At 52.9% G+C, this 21,023-nt stretch carries 16 protein-coding genes; 2 read left to right on the top strand and 14 right to left on the bottom strand.

Annotated features, from left to right (window positions below; translation table 11 throughout):
* The 13 genes from JRI46_08395 to JRI46_08335 all read right to left on the bottom strand — a co-directional run.
* Window positions 1-251, bottom strand: a 251-nt coding sequence (locus JRI46_08395; protein ID MBW2039598.1) for a GxxExxY protein, incomplete at its 3' end; no start/stop codon positions are given.
* Window positions 191-409 (bottom strand): GxxExxY protein, encoded by a 219-nt coding sequence (locus JRI46_08390; GenBank protein MBW2039597.1) that lies wholly within the window; start codon window positions 407-409, stop codon window positions 191-193. The genes JRI46_08395 and JRI46_08390, both read right to left, overlap by 61 nt.
* A 45-nt stretch (window positions 410-454) precedes the next feature.
* Window positions 455-988: an epoxyqueuosine reductase QueH gene (locus tag JRI46_08385; protein ID MBW2039596.1), complete on the bottom strand. Its 534-nt coding sequence runs from the start codon at window positions 986-988 to the stop codon at window positions 455-457.
* Window positions 985-3,732 (bottom strand): pyruvate, phosphate dikinase, encoded by a 2,748-nt coding sequence (locus JRI46_08380; GenBank protein ID MBW2039595.1) that lies wholly within the window; start codon window positions 3,730-3,732, stop codon window positions 985-987. The genes JRI46_08385 and JRI46_08380 overlap by 4 nt, the downstream gene beginning before the upstream one ends.
* Window positions 3,733-3,773: 41 nt before the next feature.
* Entirely contained in the window at window positions 3,774-5,852 is a 2,079-nt protein-coding gene (locus JRI46_08375) for a glycine--tRNA ligase subunit beta (protein ID MBW2039594.1), read from the bottom strand.
* A complete protein-coding gene (gene glyQ / locus JRI46_08370) occupies window positions 5,849-6,724 on the bottom strand; it encodes a glycine--tRNA ligase subunit alpha (protein ID MBW2039593.1) in 876 nt (291 codons plus the stop codon). Before glyQ ends, JRI46_08375 begins: the two co-directional genes overlap by 4 nt.
* 134 nt (window positions 6,725-6,858) lie before the next feature.
* The gene (recO, locus tag JRI46_08365) at window positions 6,859-7,641 is read right to left on the bottom strand and encodes a DNA repair protein RecO (GenBank protein ID MBW2039592.1); all 783 of its coding nucleotides are present in this window, start codon (window positions 7,639-7,641) and stop codon (window positions 6,859-6,861) included.
* A 1-nt stretch (window position 7,642) separates the two neighbouring features.
* Window positions 7,643-9,004: a magnesium transporter gene (gene mgtE, locus JRI46_08360; GenBank protein ID MBW2039591.1), complete on the bottom strand. Its 1,362-nt coding sequence runs from the start codon at window positions 9,002-9,004 to the stop codon at window positions 7,643-7,645.
* A 178-nt stretch (window positions 9,005-9,182) separates the two neighbouring features.
* Entirely contained in the window at window positions 9,183-11,336 is a 2,154-nt protein-coding gene (locus JRI46_08355) for a DNA translocase FtsK 4TM domain-containing protein (GenBank protein ID MBW2039590.1), read from the bottom strand.
* Window positions 11,337-11,347: 11 nt separating this feature from the next.
* Window positions 11,348-13,009: a ribonuclease J gene (locus tag JRI46_08350; protein ID MBW2039589.1), complete on the bottom strand. Its 1,662-nt coding sequence runs from the start codon at window positions 13,007-13,009 to the stop codon at window positions 11,348-11,350.
* Window positions 12,999-13,727 carry a 1-acyl-sn-glycerol-3-phosphate acyltransferase gene (locus JRI46_08345; protein MBW2039588.1) on the bottom strand — a complete coding sequence of 243 codons (729 nt, stop codon included), beginning with the start codon at window positions 13,725-13,727 and terminating at the stop codon, window positions 12,999-13,001. Before JRI46_08345 ends, JRI46_08350 begins: the two co-directional genes overlap by 11 nt.
* The gene (locus tag JRI46_08340; GenBank protein MBW2039587.1) at window positions 13,720-14,499 is read right to left on the bottom strand and encodes an AAA family ATPase; all 780 of its coding nucleotides are present in this window, start codon (window positions 14,497-14,499) and stop codon (window positions 13,720-13,722) included. The genes JRI46_08345 and JRI46_08340 overlap by 8 nt, the downstream gene beginning before the upstream one ends.
* Window positions 14,500-14,984: 485 nt before the next feature.
* Entirely contained in the window at window positions 14,985-15,737 is a 753-nt protein-coding gene (locus tag JRI46_08335) for a uracil-DNA glycosylase (protein MBW2039586.1), read from the bottom strand.
* Window positions 15,738-16,007: 270 nt separating this feature from the next.
* Here JRI46_08335 and JRI46_08330 point away from each other — a divergent pair, with 270 nt between their 5' ends.
* Window positions 16,008-18,734, top strand: a complete 2,727-nt coding sequence (locus tag JRI46_08330; protein MBW2039585.1) for a cation-translocating P-type ATPase — start codon at window positions 16,008-16,010, stop codon at window positions 18,732-18,734.
* 287 nt (window positions 18,735-19,021) lie between these two features.
* On the opposite strand, the gene gdhA is transcribed toward JRI46_08330, so the two are convergent.
* Window positions 19,022-20,377: an NADP-specific glutamate dehydrogenase gene (gene gdhA, locus JRI46_08325; GenBank protein ID MBW2039584.1), complete on the bottom strand. Its 1,356-nt coding sequence runs from the start codon at window positions 20,375-20,377 to the stop codon at window positions 19,022-19,024.
* 303 nt (window positions 20,378-20,680) lie between these two features.
* On the opposite strand from gdhA, the gene JRI46_08320 reads away from it, so the two are divergent.
* The coding region (locus JRI46_08320; GenBank protein ID MBW2039583.1) for a hypothetical protein at window positions 20,681-21,023 on the top strand (343 nt) is incomplete at its 3' end.

Below are 21,023 nucleotides of genomic sequence, written 5' to 3'. Positions count from 1 at the left end.
AATTCATGGCAATTTATGTTCAACTTGATGCTATATCTATTTAATTTGTCAAAGAGCATGGCCTGATGGCCTGAAAATAGAAAATCTATATATAAGGTTTCTGCAGTAGACTCATAATTGATTAATTGAGCCTCATCCTGTTTTGTTATCATTTTAATTGCCTTGTTTTCTACAAAAACTTTATTCTCTATCAATAGATCGGCTCGAAACCTTCTCTCAAATGTAACATTCTTATATATTGAACATCTAATTCTATCTGTCTTTGGTAAGCGATATTCATTAAATCTAGTTCATAACACAAAGCGTCTTCATACACCGATTCCAGATAACCAGGACCGAGTTCTTTATACACTTCCTGTGCTGCTCCTATAATTTTATAAGTTAAATCTTCATATAGTAATTTGCTCATTGTTTACATTTCAGGTGATACTCCGTGGCTTTCCGTAGTGAACTCTTACCTCTTTCCTAGATATCGCTCCTTTTCGCTGTAGATGCACCCACAATATTGTTGGCGGTATAGCCCCAGGGCCTTGGACTCTTCGATTCCCTCTTGCCAGCCTTTTCGAAAATCCCGATAGAGGAATTTCACCCCCTGTCTTTTCCCTACTGCGTTGCCGATCTCTTGAATGAGCTGATGATTCTGGTGCTTGCTGTGAAGGAGGGTAGAGGTAAAGGCATCGAATTTCCCTCTTTTTGCCACCTGAGCCGTTGCCTCCAGCCGGAGGTGGTAGCAGAACCGACACCGATTCTCCTCTCGAAAGACAATCCCCCTGAGAAACTCTTCCAGGGTATATTCGTCTCGATAGATCACTTTAATTTCTGCCTGCTTCTCATAATCCCTCACCGCCTCCAGCCTCCGCATATACTCTTGATAGGGGTGGATGTTGGGGTTGTAGAAGAAGCCCATTACCTCCCATCCCTCCTCGCGTAAGACCTTCAGGGGGTAGATGAGGCAGTTGGCACAACAGATATGAATTAATACCTTCAATTTCCCTTGCGCTCCTTCAGGGCTGCATGGGCAGCGGCCAAGCGCGCGATGGGGACTCGATAGGGAGAACAGCTCACATAATCGAGCCCCACCTGATGGCAGAACTCCACAGAACTCGGTTCCCCCCCATGCTCTCCACAGATCCCTATCTTCAGGTCAGGTCTGGTCGCACGGCCTTTTCTTACGCCAATATCCATCAATTGCCCTACACCAGTCCGGTCGAGTTTTTCAAAGGGATCAGAATCCCAGACATCGGCATCAAGGTATGCACGCAGAAATTTGCCTGCATCGTCCCGGCTTATCCCAAAGGTGGTCTGGGTCAGGTCATTGGTCCCGAAGGAGAAGAACTCCGCCTCCTGTGCCACCTGGTCGGCAGTCAGGGCACCGCGTGGGATCTCGATCATGGTCCCCACCTTGTATTCCACCTCCATACCATAGCGTGAGAAGACCTCATTGGCCACTTCCTCCACCAGTTGTCTCTGGTTTCCCAACTCCCGTACGTCTCCTACCAGGGGGATCATCACCTCCGGGTGGACCTTTATCCCCTCTTGAGCCACCTCACAGGCGGCCTCGAAGATGGCCCTGGCCTGCATAGCGGTGATCTCAGGATAGACGATCCCCAAGCGACAACCCCGGTGGCCCAGCATGGGGTTGGCCTCATGCAGGGCCTCCACCTTAGTCTCTAGCCGCTCCGGGGAGACCCCCATCTTACGGGCCAGTTCCTCGATCTCTTGGGACGTATGTGGAAGAAATTCGTGCAGAGGGGGATCCAGGGTCCGGATGGTGACCGGCCTCTGGCCCATCACCCGCAAGATCCCCTTGAAGTCCTCCTTCTGAATGGGCAGCAGCTTGGCCAGGGCCTCCTCTCTCCCATCTCTGTCCTCGGCCAAGATCATCTCCCTGACTGCATCGATCCGATCCCCTTCAAAGAACATATGCTCGGTACGGCACAAGCCTATCCCTTCGGCCCCAAAGGCGAGGGCAATCTGGGCCTGATCGGGCTTGTCCGCATTGGTCTGCACCCCCAATCTCCTGGCCTCATCGGCCCAAGACATCAACTCTGCATAGTAGCCGTAGATCTGGGATTCCTCAGGCCGCAAGCTTTGCTCGATGAGCACCTGCAGGATCTCGGAAGGTCTGGTAGGGATCCTGCCCAGGATCACCTCCCCGGTGGTCCCATCAATGGAGAGGTAGTCCCCTTGCCTGACCATGCGGCCGTTGACCTCCATCTCCCGCCTCTTGTAGTCTATGTCCAGGGCACCGCAGCCCACCACACAGACCTTGCCCATCTGCCTTGCCACCAAGGCCGCATGGGAGGTCATCCCCCCACGGGCGGTGAGGATACCCTGAGCGGCGTTCATCCCGCGTATGTCCTCTGGGGAGGTCTCGATCCTCACCAAGATGAGCTCCTCCCCCCGAGCCGCCCACTCCTCGGCATCAGGGGCATTGAAGACCACCTTACCCGATGCTGCCCCTGGTCCGGCGTTCAGGCCATAGGCCAGGAGGCGTCCCTCAGCGATGGCCTGCCTCTTCTGTTGGGGGTCAAAGATGGGCCTCAACACCTGGTTTAGCTGGTCGGGCTCCACCCGCAAGAGGGCCTCCTCCTTGGTGATCAATCCCTGCCGCACCATATCAACGGCCATTCGCAGGGCAGCCAACCCGGTGCGCTTCCCGACCCTGGTCTGGAGCATCCAAAGTTTACCCTGCTGGATGCTGAACTCGACATCCTGCATATCCCGGTAGTGATGATCGAGCTTGTTGCGGATCTCCTCCAATTGCTGATAGACTTCAGGCATCTCCTCTTCCAGGGTGAGGATGTCCTTGTCGCCCTTCTGTTGTCTATTGATGGGTTGGGGGGTGCGGATCCCGGCCACCACATCCTCTCCCTGGGCGTTCATTAGATATTCTCCATAAAAGATGTCTTCGCCGGTGGCTGGATCCCTGGTAAAGGCCACACCCGTGCCTGATGTCTTCCCCATGTTGCCGAAGACCATGGACTGGACGTTCACGGCGGTCCCCAGGTCATCTGGGATGCTGTTGAGCTTCCGATAGGCGATGGCCCTCGGGTTTTGCCAAGAACCGAAGACCGCCCCGATGGCCCCCCAGAGCTGTTCTTTGGGGTCTTCGGGGAAATTAACCCCTAGCCTTTTCTTTATTTCCTCCTTGTATTCATGAACGAGTTCCTTCAGGTCCTGGGCGCTCAACTCATGATCGTAGTTGACACCCCTGGTCTTCTTTTTGGTATCCAGGATCACCTCAAAGGGATCCAGTTCATCCTTTTCCTGGGGTTTGAGCCCCAAGACCACATCGCCGTACATGGCTACAAACCGACGATAGCAGTCGTAGGCAAAGCGTTCATCTCCTGTGTGCTTGGCCAATCCTTGCAGCGTTTCATCGTTGAGACCAAGATTCAGGATGGTGTCCATCATCCCAGGCATGCTCACGGCAGCACCGGAGCGCACCGAGACCAAGAGGGGATTTTCAGGGTCACCAAACCTGGCCCCCATGACCTCCTCCATGCGTGAAAGCGCCGCCTCCACCTCTGCCTTCAGCTCAGGGGGATAGGCCCCGTCATGCTCGGAGTAATAACGGCAGACCTCTGTAGAGATGGTGAAACCAGAGGGAACGGGTATGCCGAGGTTGGTCATCTCCGCCAGATTGGCCCCTTTGCCCCCCAACAGGGCCTTCATCTGGGCATTTCCATCCGCCCTTCCCTCACCGAAGAAATAGACATATTTGGGCATCTTGTCCTCCTATATTCCTACACTAGAGTTTTATACGTATGTTAACCGAGTTCGCCTACCCCTACCTGGGAGAAATCGGCCATCTGGGAGAAGAGCTCGGCGATCTCATCCAAAAGGGCCAAGCGATTGGCTCGCAATTTCTCATCCTCGGCCATGACCAAGACGTGGTCGAAAAAATCATCCACCGGGACCCGGAGCCTGGCCAACTCCACCAAGGCCCCCTCATAGTCTCCGCCCTTGATCAAGTCAGAGAACCTCCCCTCGATCTCCTGGTAGTGCCGATGGAGGCCCTCCTCCTGGGAGGTCTCGAAGAGGGAGGGATCGACCCCTTTTTTGTGGTCCACCCCCTTCAATATGTTGGCCACCCTCTTGAAGGCCACTGCCAAGGGCTCAAACTCAGGCCTGCCCCTGAACGTGGTCAAGGCCTTCACCCGGAGATGGGCATCCATCAGATCATCCACCTGGATAGCCAGCACGGCCTCCACTAAGTCAACAGGATATCCCTGTGAGACCAGCAGGTTGACGAACCTTCCCCGAAAGAAGGCCAGGACATCGGCCTGGATCTCCTCAAGAGATCGTTCTGTCTTGGCCATCAAGATGTCCAGGCCCATGCTGATCATCCTTTGTAGCGAGACAGTATAACCCTTGCCCACGATGATATGGATGATACCCAGGGCCTGTCGCCTCAGGGCAAAGGGATCAGAAGTACCGGTGGGGATCAAACCCACCCCGAAACAGCCGATGATGGTATCCAGCTTATCGGCGATGCTGACCAGGTCCCCTGCTGTTGTGGTAGGAAGCTCATCACCAGCAAACCTGGGCAGGTAGTGTTCATAGATCATCTGGGCCACTGCGGGGTCTTCACCGCTGTGCAGGGCGTACTCCCTCCCCATCACCCCCTGTAGCTGGGGAAATTCCCCCACCATCTCAGTGACCAGGTCCGCCTTGCACAGATAGGCCCCCCTTGCCACCACCTCCTTATCCTTGGGGGCCAGATCCCCAGCCAACCTCATGGCCAGCTCCCGGAGGCGCATGACCTTCTCGTAGGAGGTCCCCAGCTTGGCCTGAAAGATCACTCCCTTCAGCTCCTCCACCCTCTCCTCCAGGGGGATCTTTTGGTCCTCTTGGAAGAAGAATTGGGCATCGGCGAGTCTGGCCCGCAGGACCCGCTCATTACCCTCCCTTACCACCCCCATATCAGGGGTCTTGGTGTTGCTCACGGTGACGAAATAGGGCGAAAGTCTCCCCTCTTCATCCACAACTGGGAAATACCTCTGATGCTGTTGCATAGCGGTGATCAAGACCTCTTTAGGGAGGTTGAGGTATCCATCGTCAAAGCTGCCGCAGATTGCCACTGGATACTCCACCAGATAGGTGACCTCCTCCAGGAGATCCTCATCTTCCAGGGGTTTGCCCCCTACTTGCTGGGCCGCCTCATGGATACCTCGGCGGATCAATTCTTTGCGTTCCTCCGGATCCACAATCACACAGGCCTGGCGGAGTCCCTCCAGATAGTCTTTGAGCCCCTTTACCTCAATGGGATCAGGGTGCAGAAAGCGGTGTCCTTGTGTAAAAGGGCCACTGGTCAAATTCTCCAGGGCAAAGGGGACCACCTCCCTGTCGAAAATGGCCAAGATCCAGTGGATGGGGCGGGCAAAGCGGATTTCCAGATTAGACCAGCGCATCGACTTCGGAAAGGGGATGGAGGTGATCAGGCGGGGGAGGACCCCGGAGAGGATCTCGCTGGTCTGCCTCCCTTCTTCCTGCTTTCGCGCACAGAGGTACTCCCCTTTCTCTGTCTCCACTACCTCTAGGTCTTCCACTCGCACCCCCTCCCTCTGGGCAAATCCCAGAGCGGCCTTAGTGGGCCTTCCCTGGGGGTCAAAGGCGGCACTCTTTGGGGGGCCGATCCTCTCCCTCTCCAAGGGGCGCTGTCTCTCCTCCAGCTCGGCGAAGAGGGTGAGTCGGCGTGGGGTGCCCATCCATTTGATCCCCCCCCAATCCACCCTTTGGGCCTCCAGCTCCTTTTTTAGGGTTTCCCCCATCCCCTCCAGGGCCTGGGGTATAAAAAGGGAGGGGATCTCCTCTGTCCCTACTTCCAGCAACATCCCTTTCTTCATTGCTGATTCCTCAACAACGGGTAGCCCATCTCCTCCCTCTGGCGTAGATAGAGATCGGCGCAGCCGCGTGCCAGCCCCCGCACCCGGAGGATGAAGCCCATCCTCTCGGTGACGCTGATGGCCCCCCTTGCCTCTAGGAGGTTGAAGGTATGAGAGCACTTTAGACAAAAATCATAGGCGGGCAGGGTCAATCCCTTCTCAATGAGCTTCTTCGCCTCCTCTTCGTACATCTCAAAGAGTCGCAAGAGCATCCCCACGTCGGCCTCCTCAAAGTTATACCGGGAGAACTCCACCTCACCCTGATGGTGGATGCCCCCATAGCGGATGCCATCGGTCCAGAGCAGGTCGAAGACGTTCTCCACCCCCTGCAGGTACATGGCGATCCTCTCGATTCCATACGTGATCTCCACTGAAACCGGCCTCAGATCGATCCCCCCTGCCTGCTGAAAATAGGTGAACTGGGTGATCTCCATTCCATCCAGCCACACCTCCCAGCCCAATCCCCAGGCCCCCAGGGTAGGGGATTCCCAATCGTCCTCCACAAACCTGATGTCATGGGCCAGGGGGTCAATCCCGAAGCTGCGCAGGCTATTCAGATATATCTCCTGGATTTCGAGGGGGGAGGGCTTCATAATGACCTGATATTGATAGTAATGTTGCAGGCGGTTGGGGTTTTCACCATAGCGGCCGTCGGTGGGGCGTCGTGAGGGTTCCACATAGGCCACCCTCCATGGCTCGGGTCCGAGGACCCGCAAGAAGGTGGCAGGATTGAAGGTCCCGGCCCCCACCTCGATATCATAAGGCTGTTGTATGACACAACCCTGCTCGGCCCAAAATCTCTCCAAGGCCAAGATCAGCTCTTGAAATGTCACCTTATCCTCCTAAAAAACCTCGTGAGAGTTTTCCTCCCCCTCGATGATAAAAAAATATCGTTTCCTAAAATAGGATTCAAGGATTCTAGGACTCAAGGGTTCAAGTGTCTGTTTTTCACTAGAACCCTAGATTCCTATACCCCTAGAACCCTTGTTCCCAAAAGGTCGTCCTGAATCTCCTCCATCACCTTTAATGACCTCAACCCCTTGCCCAACTGATACTGGATGAACCGGGGCAGGACCTCCCTGCCCTCGGAGAGTGCTTGGGGGGAAAACTGAATCCCCTCCACCTCCCTCAGATCCATAGCCAGGGCCATATCCATAGCCTTCAGAGTCCCCCCGGAGATGGGGATGGCCCCACGGGCCTTTGTCTGACATCCCTTGCAGACTATCCCCCCATGGCGATAGCTGAACCATGCCTCCTGTCCGGGGGAGATCCCCTGTGCGCAGATGGTGCACTCCGACAATCTGGGCCGATAACCCAAGAGGGCGAGGACCCGTAGTTCAAAGACCCGCAGGTACTCCTCACGGGGGGTGAAATCATTGAGCAAGGCCAAAAAGGCCACCAATAGTTGAAAGAGTTGGGGGTTGGGCTCCTTCTCCCCCGTCATCTCCTTCACCATCTCTAGGAAATAGCTACCATAGAGGACCTTAGAGATATCCTCACCAATCTGGGAAAAGGGTTGTATAATATCAGCTTGATCTACTCTGATCAACCCTCCTCTCCCTTCGGAGAAGATGATCCGGATGTAGGAGAATGGCTGCAGGTTATTGACGAACCTCCTCTTACTCCTCTTTGCCCCCTTGGCGATCCCCCTTATCTTGCCCAGATCATAGGTGTAGAAGGTAACGATGATGTCGGACTCTCCAAAATCGGCGTGGTGGATCACCACGGCATCGGTCTTCCGAAGATACATCTCAATAAATGATATGTTTTAAGAAGATGGTAGCGGTCCCCAGGTAGATCACGATCCCCGCAATGTCGTTGGCCGTGGTCACGAAAGGACCAGAAGCGATAGCGGGGTCTATGTGGACCTTCCGAAAAAAGGAGGGTATCAATGCCCCCATGGTGCAGGCCACAGTCATGGCGATGATCATGGCCACACAGACCACCACCCCGATGGCTGGATTTCCATGCCAAAGGGTCCCCACCACCCCCACCACCGCGCCGCAGACAAGGCCCATGATGATCCCCACCCGTACCTCCTTAAAGAGGATGCTGGTCAACCGGGCATACTCGAGGCGTCCTGTGGCAAACCCCCTGATCATAATAGTCGAGGACTGCAGCCCTGCATTTCCCCCCATGGCCGTGATCACCGGGATAAAGGTCACCAGGGCCAGGACGTCCCGGATGGTTATCTTGAAGAGCCAAAGGAGATACCCGGTGATCAATCCCCCCAGGAGGTTGGTAATCAGCCATGGAAACCTCAGCCGAGAGACCTTCAGGATATCATCTACATAGACGAACTCCTCCTCCCTGGTCCCGGCCATCTTCAGGAAGTCCTCTGTGGCCTCATCCCGCAGGATGTCAATGACGTCGTCTACGGTTATGACCCCCACCAGCTTGTTCTCTTCGTCCACCACGGGAACGGCCAAGATGTTGTATTTTTCCACCACTCTGGCCACCTCTTCTTGGTCTTCATGGGTCTGGGTACTGAAGACCTCTGTGATCATGATGTCCCGCAAACGCTTTTGCGGCGGGACCAGCAAGAGTTGCCTCAGAGAAACCACTCCTACCAAATGATTTCGGTCATCCACCGCATAGATATAAAAGACCATCTCCGCATCAGCGGCCTTCTGCACTGCCTTGATAGCTTCCCTTACAGTGATATCCTCGTGGAGGGCGAAGTAGTTGGGGTTCATGATCCGGCCGGCGGTCTCATCGGGATAGCTGAGCAGACCCTCCACATCCTCCAAATCCTCTTTCTTCATCTCCTGGAGGATCTTCTCCGCCAGCTCCTCAGGCAAGTTGCCGATGATCTCTGCGACATCATCCGAGGGCATCTCCTGGAGGATATGGATCACTCTATCGGTATCCATGGACTGCAGGAGGCGAGCCCCCGCCACCCACTCGATCTCACTCAAGACCTCGGCGGCCTCGGCGGGATCTTTGATCAGATTGAAGATGGCCCTCTGTTCAGCTTCGCTAAAGTAGGGGAAGATGTGGGCGACATCAGCTGGATGGAGCTTCTCTATCACCTTGCTGAGATTCACCACGGCCTGTCGCCGAAGCAACTTTTTCATGGTCTCCAGTGTTACCTGAAGTCTGGGGGTAAGCATGGTCCTTCCTTTATAACTGTTTAGCAGTTTAAAATAAACTGCTAAACAGTATTGCAAATTGAAAAATGCAGAATGTAAATTGAAAAGTCAAAGAGATTTTTAATAACTTTGCATTTTGCACCTTGAAATCTCATTCTTGCATTGAAGTTTAGCCATTTTTAAAATGGCTAAACTGTTACTATATCTTATGTATCAATACCTCCCTCGGTTTAACGCCATCAGAGGAACCTACTATCCCCTCCTCCTCCATCCGCTCAATGATCCTGGCCGCCCGATTATACCCTATCCTGAACTTCCTTTGAATGAGGGAGATGGAGGCCTGTCCGGTTTGGGCCACAAAGGCCACGGCATCATCGTACTTTTCATCGTACTCCTCATCCTCTGCACGCTTGCGCTCCCTTCGCTCCCGTAGGATGCTCTTGTCATATCTGGGGCCCCCTTGTTGACGCCAGAACTCCGCCAACCTCCTGATCTCACCCTCGGAGACATAGGCCCCATGGATGCGGCGCAGTTTGGAGCTCCCGGGAGGCAGAAAAAGCATATCGCCGGATCCCAAGAGGTGCTCGGCCCCATGGGCATCTAAGATGGTTCTGGAGTCGGTCTTGCTGGAGACCTGAAAGGAGATCCGGGCCGGGAAGTTTACCTTAATCAACCCCGTTAGGACATCGACCGAGGGGCGCTGGGTGGCGAGGATCAGGTGGATCCCCGCAGCCCGGGCCATCTGGGCCAAGCGGATGATGGATTCCTCCACCTCCCTACCCGATACGATCATCAGGTCGGCCAGTTCATCGATAACCACCACCACGTAGGGGAGCCTTTTTTGCGGCGTTACCCCCTCCTCTAAATCCAGAGCAGGGGGTTCTTTCTCCTCCGTCACCTTTTGATTGTAGTTGTCGATGCTTCTGAACCCCTTCTCCGCCATCATGGAGTATCTCCTCTCCATCTCCTCCACCATCCACCTGAGGGCGATAGCGGCCTCTTTGGGATCAGTCACTACGGGTAACAGCAGGTGGGGGATACCTTCGTAAGAAGGGAGCTCCAGCATCTTGGGATCGATGAGGAGAAACGTGACATCATCTGGGGTGGCCTTGAACAAAATATTGCAGATCATACAATTTATCGAGACACTCTTGCCAGATCCGGTAGATCCGGCCACCAAGAGGTGGGGTAGCCGGGCAAGATCGATCATAAAGGGATTGCCGGAGATATCTTTGCCTATAGCCAGGGTCAACTTGGACTTGGCCCCCTGAAAGAGCTCAGAACTCACCACATCCCTCAAGTGGACGGTCTCGCGCACTGGATTCGGGATCTCTATCCCGACCACTGGTTTGCCAGGGACGGGGGCCTGTATCCTAATGCTGAGGGCGCTGAGGGCTAAGGCTAGGTCGTCCTCCAGGTTGAGGATCCTGTTGACCTTTATCCCCGGAGCGGGCTCAAACTCATAGACGGTCACGATGGGACCAGGTCTCACCCCCACCACCTTCCCCTCCACGCCGTAATCCCTGAGTTTCCCCTCCAAGATCTGGGAGTTGGCCCATAAGACCTCCTCGGACACTGTCATCTCCCCTCCCTTTGTTCCTTCGAGCAGCGCCAGGGAGGGGAGGTGGTAACCCCCTTCTGTTGGCTCTGGAAAGGGGAGGAGTTCTTGTCTCGGTTTGACCTCTTTCTGCCCTTTAGGGGATAGGATAATAGGGGGAGGGGAGACCTCTTTGGTCCTGGCGCTTTTAAGATCTCTCTTCTTCTTCCATTTCCCGAAGCGCAGATCCTTGACCTTCACTATCCAACGGGAGACATTACCCACGAGCTTCCCTAATTCTACCACCCCCTTCTTTAGGGATATACCCGTGGTCAACATCACCGAGGAGATAAACCACAGGGTGACCAAGAGGGATGCTCCTACCATACTGAGGTATTTCCTCAACAGGGCCCCCAGGACCTTCCCCAAGACCCCTCCTGCCATCCCCTCAAAGGAGAAGATCTTCACCTCTCCCAGAAGGAGGTCCAGAAGGGTGGATAAGGAGATCAGCAAGAGGACAAAACCCCCCAGGCGGAGCCCTCTGGACTCGGTTCCCCAGTTAACGAAGAAGACAATCCCCATCGCAAAGAAGATCAGGGGGAAGAGGAGGGAAGCACAGCCGAAGACCTGCCAAAGGAGGTCAGAGAGGTAGGCTCCTACTAATCCTCCCAAGTTGTGAACATGGGAGGAGAGGGGCTGATAGAGGTTAAAGGAGGGATCTTGGGGGTGAAAGGAATAAAGGCACAGAAAGAGGAAGACCCCGCACCCCATCAGGATGATGCCAGCGATCTCACGGGCTAAATCCCTTCTGGCCATCCTCTAACCTCCTACATCTCGATGATCACAGGAATGATCACGGGCCTGCGGTCCATCTCTTTGCGGAAGAATCTCTTGAGGGCTCTGCGAACCAGTTCCTCCACCTCGAACTCTTCGGTCTTAGACTCCAGAGGGGTGCCATTCAAGGCCTCCTTGATGACCTCCTTGACCTGTTGTAGGACTTCACCTTTTTTCTCCTCGAAGAGGAACCCACGGGAGATGATGTCTGGCCCTGATACAACCTCCCCTGTGCGTTCATTGATGACCATCACGGGGATCACCATTCCATCTTCGGAGAGTTGCTTCCTGTCCCTCAAGACCACATCTTCCACATCCCCCACCTCTTTACCGTCGACAAAGACCTTTCCCACCTCCACCCTGTCGATGATCTTCCCCTCACCATTATGAAAGGATATCACATCCCCATCTTCGGCCAGTAGCAACCTTTCCTCGGCCATCCCCACCTCTCTGGCCAATTGGATGTGTTGAACCAGGTGGCGGTGCTCACCATGGATGGGGATGAAATATTTGGGTTGGATTAGATTGAGCATCGACCTCAACTCCTCGCGATAACCATGTCCGGATACATGGATGGCGGATATCTTCTCGTAGATGACGTCCGCTCCTCGGCGACAGAGGTGGTTGATCATATGGGTGATGGCCTTCTCATTGCCCGGGATAAAACGTGAGGAGAGGATGATAGTGTCCCCCTTTTGTATCCGGACATCCTTGTGGTTGTCCATGGCCATGAGGCTCAGGGCCGACATGGGCTCTCCTTGACTCCCCGTTGTAAACAGGAGCAACTTTTCCGGGGGGTACTTATCTATCTTCTTAACATCCACCACCCCGTCGGGAGGAAAGTGCATATAGCCCAGCTCTCTGGCGATCCTGGTATTGGTCAGGATATTTCTCCCCACCAAGGCTACCTTTCGCTCATATTCGGCTGCGATGTCCATCACCTGTTGGATGCGTTGAATGTTGGAGGCAAACAGCGCCACGATGACCCTCCCCTTGCTCACCCTGATGATCTCCTCCAATTTTTGACCGATTTCCCTCTCCGATAAGGTATACCCCTCCCTTTCGGCATTGGTGCTATCGGACAGCAGGACCAATACCCCTTTCTCCCCATACTCGGCGAACTTCCTCAGGTCGGTCAAATCCCCTCCAGCTGGGGCCTGATCTATCTTGAAATCACCCGTGTGGACCAAGACCCCGACCGGCGTGGTGATCCCCAGACCCACGCCGTCGATGATGCTGTGGCAGGTTCGAATAAACTCCACCTGAAAGGGGCCGATCTTCACCTGTTCCCTTGGCCTCGCTTTTCTGAATTTTACCTTACCAATACCTTTGTGCTCCTGTAGTTTCTCCTGCACCAGGGCCAGGGTAAAGGGGGTTCCATAGACGGGGACCTTGAGCTCCTTGAGGACAAAGGGGAGGGCCCCTATATGGTCTTCATGACCATGGGTGAGGATGATGGCACTCACATGATCCCTCTTTTGGCGGAGATAGCTGATGTCGGGAATCACCATGTCGATCCCCAACATATAATCCTCCGGGAACATCAGGCCCGCATCGATAACGATGAGGTCGTCTTTGTACTCCAAGACCATCATGTTGAGACCGATCTCCCCCAGCCCCCCTAAAGGGATCACTCTCAGACCATCATGCCGCATCTCTGTGCTCCCTGATCAGGACGGGAAAGTTGGCCCTGATCCTCTCCTCTACTTCCTTCATTAATTTCTCCCTATGCTTCATGGTGAGACCCGTGGTCTCAATGGGACGATCGATGACGATCCCTATCTCCCCCTTCTTGATCCTGAGGGTATCCCTGGGCATGATCTCCCATGTCCCATCGATGGTGATGGGGATGATGGGTACCCCCGCCTTAATGGCCAAGGTGAATCCCCCCTTCATAAAGGGTTGAAGGGTCCCGTCAGGGGAACGAGAGCCCTCTGGAAAGATGACCACCGAGGTCCCTTCCCTGATCTTTTGGGCAGCGACTTTCATACTCATGTAGGCCCTCTTCCTTTCCGAACGGTCAAGGCTTATATACCCGGCTGTACTCATTGCCCAGCCCAAGACCGGGATCCTGAACAGCTCCACCTTTGCCAACCAACGGAACTGCACTGGGAGGTAGGCGAGCAGCGCAAAGATGTCAAAGCTCCCCAGGTGGTTGCATATATAGATATAAGGCCCCTTGGGATCGATATTCTCCAACCCCCTGATACTCACCTTCACCCCATTGGCCAACAAGATCAACCATCCCCATAGCCGGGCATAGAGGTGAACGACATTACCACGGCGGTCGAAGGGGAAGGTCAAAAAGGCCATGGCCCCCAACACCAAGGTAAAGAACGTGATGCATGACCAGACAAATACAGTCCTAGGCAAACTCCTCTCCCCGCAATCTCTTGATGATCCCCTTTACCTCCTCTTTGATGGTGCCGTCTAGATCAAAGGGAGAAATCCCCCTCCTGTCGGCCTCTATCACATTGGGATTGAAAGAAAGGTGGCCCAAGAACTCCACCCTTGGGAGCCCCCCTTCTATCAGATCCCTGTCCTCAGCGGAGGTTGCCTTGTTCCCAACCCCATAGACCTTCTGCACACCCAGGTCCTGGGCCAATCTCCTGATCTGCTGGGCTGTGGCGATGCTCCTCTGCCCTGGCTCCACTACGACGATGAAGACATCGACATGCTTGGTACTTCCCCGGGTGAGATGCTCCAGGCCTGCCTCCATATCGATGATGACCACCTCATCCCTCTTGACCAGGATGTGGTGTAGTAGTCCCTTCAACAGGACGTTCTCTGGGCAAAAACACCCCCCTTCGGCCTGAGGGACGGCCCCTAAGATGAGGAGCTTCACCCCGTGGTGGTTTACGCTATAGGCATCGGGGAGGTCGTCTACCTTGGGGTTTAACTTGAAGACCCCGCCAAAGGTCCCCTTCTTGGCCCCGGTCCTCTTCTCCACCAAGGGGGTCATTGCAGCCAGGGGGGTGATCCCCTCCAAAAGCTCCTGGGGGAACCCAAGGGCCGAGGCAAGGTTGGCATCGGGATCGGCGTCAATGGTCAGGACCTTGTATCCCTCCTCGGCTAAATACCTGGCCATTACCCCTGCCAGAGTGGTCTTCCCCACCCCTCCTTTGCCTGCAATGGCTATCTTCATCTGTTCTAATCCTCTGTTTCAGAAAACCAAACCCTTATAAGGGTTTGCCATCACCCCTGCTGATGAAAATATCATTTTCCAAAGAGGGGTTCAAGGATTCGAGGGTCCAAGGGTTCAAGTGTTTGTGGTGTACCTTCTACCAGGTCTTCGTCCTGTCCTGCGGGAGGCGGATCCCCCCGCACCCCCTAAAAGAGGAAATCCTCATCGGGGTTTCAGGGGGTTTCACCCCCTGAAGTGACGACCTAAAGGTCGTCTAATCTCAATAATCCCTAAGTATTTCACTTGACCACTGGAATCCTTGACCCCTTGAATCCTCCAAGAGAGAAGTAAGTATTGCACAATTTGTGCTTAAATTGATAAAAAAATTAACACGTTATCCATCTTTTGTCAAGCATTGGAGAAATTGGAAGAAGTTAACCCAAAATCTGGTCTTTACCCCTTGAGAAGGCATCTGACCCGTCTTTGCAGTCTTTACCGGCCATCACCTAATTGCGCAGTCTTTCATCAATGCTTCCATCGGGGAGCATCCAATCTGGATGTGGTTCTCCTGTTTCCTCCATTTGATAACGGACACAGCCTTCCCAATCCCCTTTACAATAGAGTTCGACCCATTCTTTGCTCAATTTTCCTTCTTCATAAAATCTTTTCATCGGGCATACTGGATACCATGTGCAATCTGTAAGAAGTACTTTCATCTTACGGTAATTTTTTATCATTTCATCTCTCAGAGAAGGATTATACAGGAGTGCGGCAGGATGTTGCAAAGGGAGTATTTTCTTGCTACCTGCCAAAAAGATTTTGCCAAAAACCTTACGAAATTCTGGTTTAGATGGCAAGCAAAGGACATATTTCTCAAAGATGTATTTAGTTGCATAATAACCCAACGGAGCCAATACCTTTGGATTTATTAATTCTATCTCCTTGTCTAAGTACTTGCCGCAAATTTTAACTTCATCCGACTTTGGGTTCCTGTGTTTTGGTAGCATACATTTAATCAGATTTGTCATGTAGATCTCTTTTCTATCGATGGTAGCCATTTTCAATAATTCATCCAATACCTTTCCTGATGGCCCAATAAACATTTTTGCTTCTCTATCCTCATTCTCTCCGGGTGCTTGAGCAATGAGCATGAGTTTAGCATTTAGATTTCCCTCACCGCAAAGGGCGTTTATTTTGGTCTCAGATAGTCTGCATTTGTTGCATCCCCTTATCTCTTCATTCAAATCCTCGATCCCCATTGTTATACCCTCTCTGTCCGAGCTATTTTCAACATCCTAACAACAGATGCAGTTTCATATAACGGGGCTCGGATGTGCGAAAGCCCAATCTCCCCAGACTATCTCTGTAGGCAAGACATCCGCCATAAACAGTTTTTAATTCAAAAAGATGCGGGTGTCAACTCAAACCATCTATCCTTATCTCACTACCCCTTAACCGATCATTGCCTTTTCTTATCCTGAGTGTTATAAAACACGTCAAATAGGCTTTATTTCTCCCTGGGGACATCTATGGAGGGAAGTGGGATGGCATGGCACACTATGGAGGCAGAAGAGGTCTTCGCCCAGCTACACACCTCCCCTGCAGGCCTTTCAGATCAGGAGGCCCGGGAACGGCTGGAAAGATATGGTCCCAATGAGCTCGAGGAGAAGGAGAAGATCTCCGCCCTTAAGGTCTTTCTAGATCAATTCAAGAGTTTTCTCATCATCATCCTCCTGATCGCCGTAGGGCTCTCCGCCATCTTGGGGGAGACGGTCGATGCCATCGTCATCGGAGTCATCATCTTCTTCGCCTGTGGCTTGGGTTTCATTCAGGAGTACCGGGCGGAGCGGGCCATGGAGGCCCTCAAGCGGATGGCTGCCCCTCTGGCACGGGTAAGGAGGGCAGGGGCAGAGAAAGAGGTCCCCTCAAGAGAGCTTGTCCCTGGGGACATCATCTTGTTGCGCACAGGTGACAAGATCCCGGCCGATGCCCGACTCCTGGAGGCAGTCAATCTGAAGACAGATGAGGCACCTCTGACAGGTGAATCCACCCCCGTGGAGAAGGCTGCCGAGGTCTTGGGGGGTGATATCGAGGTAGCCGAGCGCAGGAACATGGCCTATACGGGCACGGCTGTGGTCTATGGCCGGGGGGAAGGGGCGGTCATCGCCACCGGGATGAAGACCGAATTTGGTAAGATCGCCCAGATGCTCCAAGAGGTGGAGGTGGGCAGGACCCCCCTCCAGGAGAACCTCGATCGTATGGGGAAGTGGATCGCCTTAGGGGCCCTCGCCCTCTGTTTTGTCCTGGGGGGGATTGGGGTCTTAAGGGGTCACCAGATTCTGGAGATGCTCATCTGGGGGATTAGCCTCGCAGTGGCCGCTGTCCCTGAGGCCCTACCGGCAGTGGTTACCATCGGATTGGCCATCGGGGTGCAGAGGATGGTCAGGCGACATGCCCTGACTAGGAGGCTCCCTGTGGTGGAGACCCTAGGCTGTACCACCGTAATCTGCTCAGACAAGACCGGTACCCTTACCCAAGATCAGATGACCGTCAGGCGCCTCTATGTGAATGGTAAGGTCATTGAGGTGACCGGGGTTGGCTATGAACCCAGGGGAGAATTTATTCTGGAGGAGAGGCCCTATGAGTTCGAGGGGGATAAGACCTTGGAGATGCTCCTGCTCACCGGGGCGCTGTGCAATGACACCCGCCTCATCCTTGGTGAAGGGGGATGGGAGGTCAGAGGGGACCCTACCGAGGGGGCCCTGGTCGTAGTCGCCCAGAAGGCTGGTCTAGAACATGATGAATTGACACAACAATTTCCCCGCATCGGAGAGATCCCCTTCTCCTCGGAGAGAAAGAGGATGACCACCATTCATCAGACCCCTCATAGTCAGATCGCCTTTATGAAGGGTGCGCCGGAGGTCGTCTTGGAGGCCAGTCGATATATCTACAAGTATGGTGAAGAGGAGACATTGACCGGTGAGGAAAGAGGGCGAGTGCTCGACAATGGCCAAGAGATGGCCAGGGATGCCCTGCGGGTCTTGGGGGTGGCATATCGACGCCTCCCTGATCTGGAGAAGTGGGATGAATCAATGGAGAGGGAGATGGTCTTCATCGGCCTGGTGGGGATGATAGACCCCCCACGGGAGGAGGTAAAGGAGGCCATCAAAAAGTGCGAGAGGGCAGGGATAAAGACCGTCATGATCACCGGGGATCACCAACTGACGGCGGAGGCCATTGCCGCTGAATTGGGTCTAATCAAGGGAGGAGAGGTCTTGGGCGGCCTTCAATTAGAACAATTGGACCAAGGGGAATTTGAGGAGATCGTTGAAAAGGTCGACATCTACGCCCGTGTCTCTCCAGCCCATAAGCTGAAGATTGTAAAGGCCCTGCAGAAAAGGGATCACGTAGTGGCCATGACCGGGGATGGGGTAAACGACGCTCCGGCCCTAAAACAGGCCGATATCGGTATCGCTATGGGGATCACCGGCACCGACGTCACCAAAGAGGCGGCAGATATGGTCCTCACCGATGACAACTTCGCCTCTATTGAGGCTGCTGTAGAAGAGGGGAGGGGGATCTACGGTAACATAAAGAAATATTTGATCTATCTCCTCTCCTGCAACTTGGGTGAGATCCTCCTGATGGCGGTGGCCATCCTCTTCGGCCCCCTTTTTGGTCTGCCACCAGGGACCATCCCCTTGATCGCCATCCAGATCTTATATGTGAACCTGGCGACCGATGGGCTGCCGGCCATCGCCCTCTCCGTCGATCCCCCGGAGGCGGACATCATGAATAGACATCCCCGACCGAGGAAAGAGACCATCTTCACCCCTTCTGTGCTTCGCTATCTGGTAGGGACGGGGGTGTGGACCGCCTTTGTCTCCCTGGCCGTCTTCACCTGGGCGATCCACGCTGGCCGGGGGTTTACGGAGGCCCAGTCGCTATGCTTTGTTACCCTGATCCTGGTGCAGTTCTTCAACGCCTTCAACTGCCGTTCGGAGAGGTATTCCCTCTTCCAGATTGGAATATTCGCCAACAAGTGGCTCTGGCTAGCCATCCTTTGGGAGTGCATCATCCTAACCCTCTTACTCTATGTCCCGTTTCTGCAAAGGGCCTTCCGCACCTTCCCCTTTAGCGGTGAGGATTGGCTGATCGCCGCAGCCTCCGCCTCCACCATCTTCATCTTGGCAGAACTGTACAAACTGCTCGGTACGAGACTAGGAGCAACTCCGGCCAAGGCGGCACAGGCATAAAAGGCACGTGGCAAAGACATCTTTATCACCTCCCTTAGCCTAAAGAGGGGATAATAGATCCAGTTCTCCTAAGGGCGGTCTCTAAGAGGAGCCGGGGAGTATCTTTTGATCACATCTTTGAGAGCTTAATAAGGAATGAAAAGACGGAATGGGAAGAGCTTACGCCTCGAATGGCTTTGAGGATTGTCAAACCACCTCATGCGATGGTAAAGCGTAGCGGATTCAGGGAGCCGGACCAAAAATTTTTATTGCTTTACATCCGCTAGTTATGATCCTTTACATTAGGATCAAACCACCCCATACGCAAGCATTGCCTTAGCTACCTTCATGAACCCAGCGATGTTTGCTCCGCTAACATAATCCCCTGTCCTTCCATACTCTTCCGAAGCATCAAGACAAGATTTATGAATTTCTTTCATGATCATTTTAAGCCTGTTGTCGACTTCTTCTCGCGTCCAAGACAATTTAATGCTATTCTGGGTCATTTCCAGACCGGATGTTGCAACTCCACCAGCGTTTGCTGCCTTTCCAGGTCCATAAAGCACGTTATTGTCTTGATAAACCTTGATAGCTTCAGGCGTCGAAGGCATGTTGGCACCCTCGACAACACAGAAACAGCCATTCTTTACTAAGGCAGCAGCGTTTTTACCATCAATTTCATTCTGAGTAGCACAAGGTATTGCTATATCAACTTTGATTCCTTGTTCTCGAATAACGTCCCATATGTTCTTCCCTACAACACATGGCACACCATATTTTTCAGCATACTCCGTTATTCTTCCTCTCCGTATATTTTTCAATTCACATACAAAGTTCCATTTTTCGCCGCATATGCCTTCCTCATCAACAATGCTTGCGGTAGAATCACAGAGGGTGATTACTCTTCCTCCAAACTGATTGACTTTTTCAACCGCATACTGAGCTACGTTTCCGGCACCACTTACTGCAACAACCTTGTCCTTGAAATCCTCACCCCTCGTTGCTAACATTTCGGCTGCAAAATAAACGGTGCCGTAACCGGTAGCTTCAGGTCTTATAAGGCTTCCTCCATATTCAAGACCTTTTCCAGTTAAGGCTCCTGTGTGTTCATTTACCAGCTTCTTATAATAGCCATACATATAGCCAATTTCTCTTGCCCCAACACCAATATCACCAGCAGGTACATCTACGTCAGGGCCAATATGCCTGAACAGCTCACGCATAAAGGCTTGGCAGAATCGCATCATTTCAGCATTTGATTTCCCTTTGGGATCAAAGTCAGCGCCACCTTTTGCTCCGCCCATGGGAAGGGTTGTCAGAGAATTCTTAAAGATCTGCTCAAAACCGAGGAATTTCATGATTCCGAGATTAACTGAAGGATGAAATCGTATACCACCCTTGTAAGGCCCAATGGCATTATTAAATTGTACCCTAAAACCTCTGTTTACCTGGATCTCACCATTGTCATCAACCCACGGAACTCGAAAAATAATAGTTCTGTCGGGTTCCACAATTCTTTCATAGATTTTTGCTTTAACGAGTTCTGGATGTTTTTCAACAGTGGGTTCGAGGGTTTGCATAACTTCTTCCACCGCTTGGTGAAATTCCGGCTGATCTGGATCCTGCTGTTTTACCTTTTCGATAACCTCAGCAATTACAGACATGGCGATATCTCCCTATCAGTAAGTTTACTCATACTATTGTATGGGCTGTGAATGCCTTTATAGGCTCGACGCTATTTCTCCTACTTTTGATGCAATAATAAACGGTATTTTCTATCATACAGCCGCCTTTTTTTGCAATCTTTTTTATAAAAAACATCAAGAACGTGAGAACTGACATGCAATAGAATTACCATTTGGGGTAAGCCTTGAGGGTGTGCCATAGTTAGTTGAAATTTAGGGTAGCGGCCCCTAAAATGGTAACAATTTTATTTTGTTAAAAACTTTTGAAAGGAGGGGCCGCTGATGAAAAGGGTATTACGAGTTGCAAAGGATGTCAATACCAGAAGGGCGCGGGTTAAGGAGCTAATGAGCTTAGACTTAAGTGAGCTTGAAATGGATGTGAAGTTACAGTTGATTCAGGCGCTTATTCCGTTAGGGTTGATGCATGTGGGAGAGGTGTTACAGGAACAGGTAAGGGTCCTTGCGGGGGATTGGTATCAGAGGAATGGGGTACCTGGTCATGTGAGGTGGGCCAACTGTATAGAGTCCCTCATGGCCTTGATTGGTCAGAGGACGGACAAGGTGGATTATTGGAAAAACAGTGATCAGAAGCAGCGGTGGTTGGCCACGGCACTGTTGGATATTG

The organism is Deltaproteobacteria bacterium (assembly GCA_019308925.1).
GTDB lineage: Bacteria > Desulfobacterota > B13-G15 > B13-G15 > RBG-16-54-18 > JAFDHG01.
This window is presented reverse-complemented; position numbering and strand designations above follow the sequence as displayed.

Coding starts and splice junctions, on each gene's coding strand:
- JRI46_08355 (MBW2039590.1), bottom strand. CDS start 11,336: ATGGCCAGAAGGGATTTAGCCCGTGAGATCGCTGGCATCATCCTGATG.
- recO (MBW2039592.1), bottom strand. CDS start 7,641: ATGTATCTTCGGAAGACCGATGCCGTGGTGATCCACCACGCCGATTTT.
- JRI46_08375 (MBW2039594.1), bottom strand. CDS start 5,852: ATGAAGAAAGGGATGTTGCTGGAAGTAGGGACAGAGGAGATCCCCTCC.
- JRI46_08335 (MBW2039586.1), bottom strand. CDS start 15,737: ATGGGGATCGAGGATTTGAATGAAGAGATAAGGGGATGCAACAAATGC.
- JRI46_08390 (MBW2039597.1), bottom strand. CDS start 409: ATGAGCAAATTACTATATGAAGATTTAACTTATAAAATTATAGGAGCA.
- JRI46_08380 (MBW2039595.1), bottom strand. CDS start 3,732: ATGCCCAAATATGTCTATTTCTTCGGTGAGGGAAGGGCGGATGGAAAT.
- JRI46_08340 (MBW2039587.1), bottom strand. CDS start 14,499: ATGAAGATAGCCATTGCAGGCAAAGGAGGGGTGGGGAAGACCACTCTG.
- JRI46_08350 (MBW2039589.1), bottom strand. CDS start 13,009: ATGCGGCATGATGGTCTGAGAGTGATCCCTTTAGGGGGGCTGGGGGAG.
- gdhA (MBW2039584.1), bottom strand. CDS start 20,377: ATGTCTGTAATTGCTGAGGTTATCGAAAAGGTAAAACAGCAGGATCCA.
- JRI46_08330 (MBW2039585.1), top strand. CDS start 16,008: ATGGAGGGAAGTGGGATGGCATGGCACACTATGGAGGCAGAAGAGGTC.
- mgtE (MBW2039591.1), bottom strand. CDS start 9,004: ATGCTTACCCCCAGACTTCAGGTAACACTGGAGACCATGAAAAAGTTG.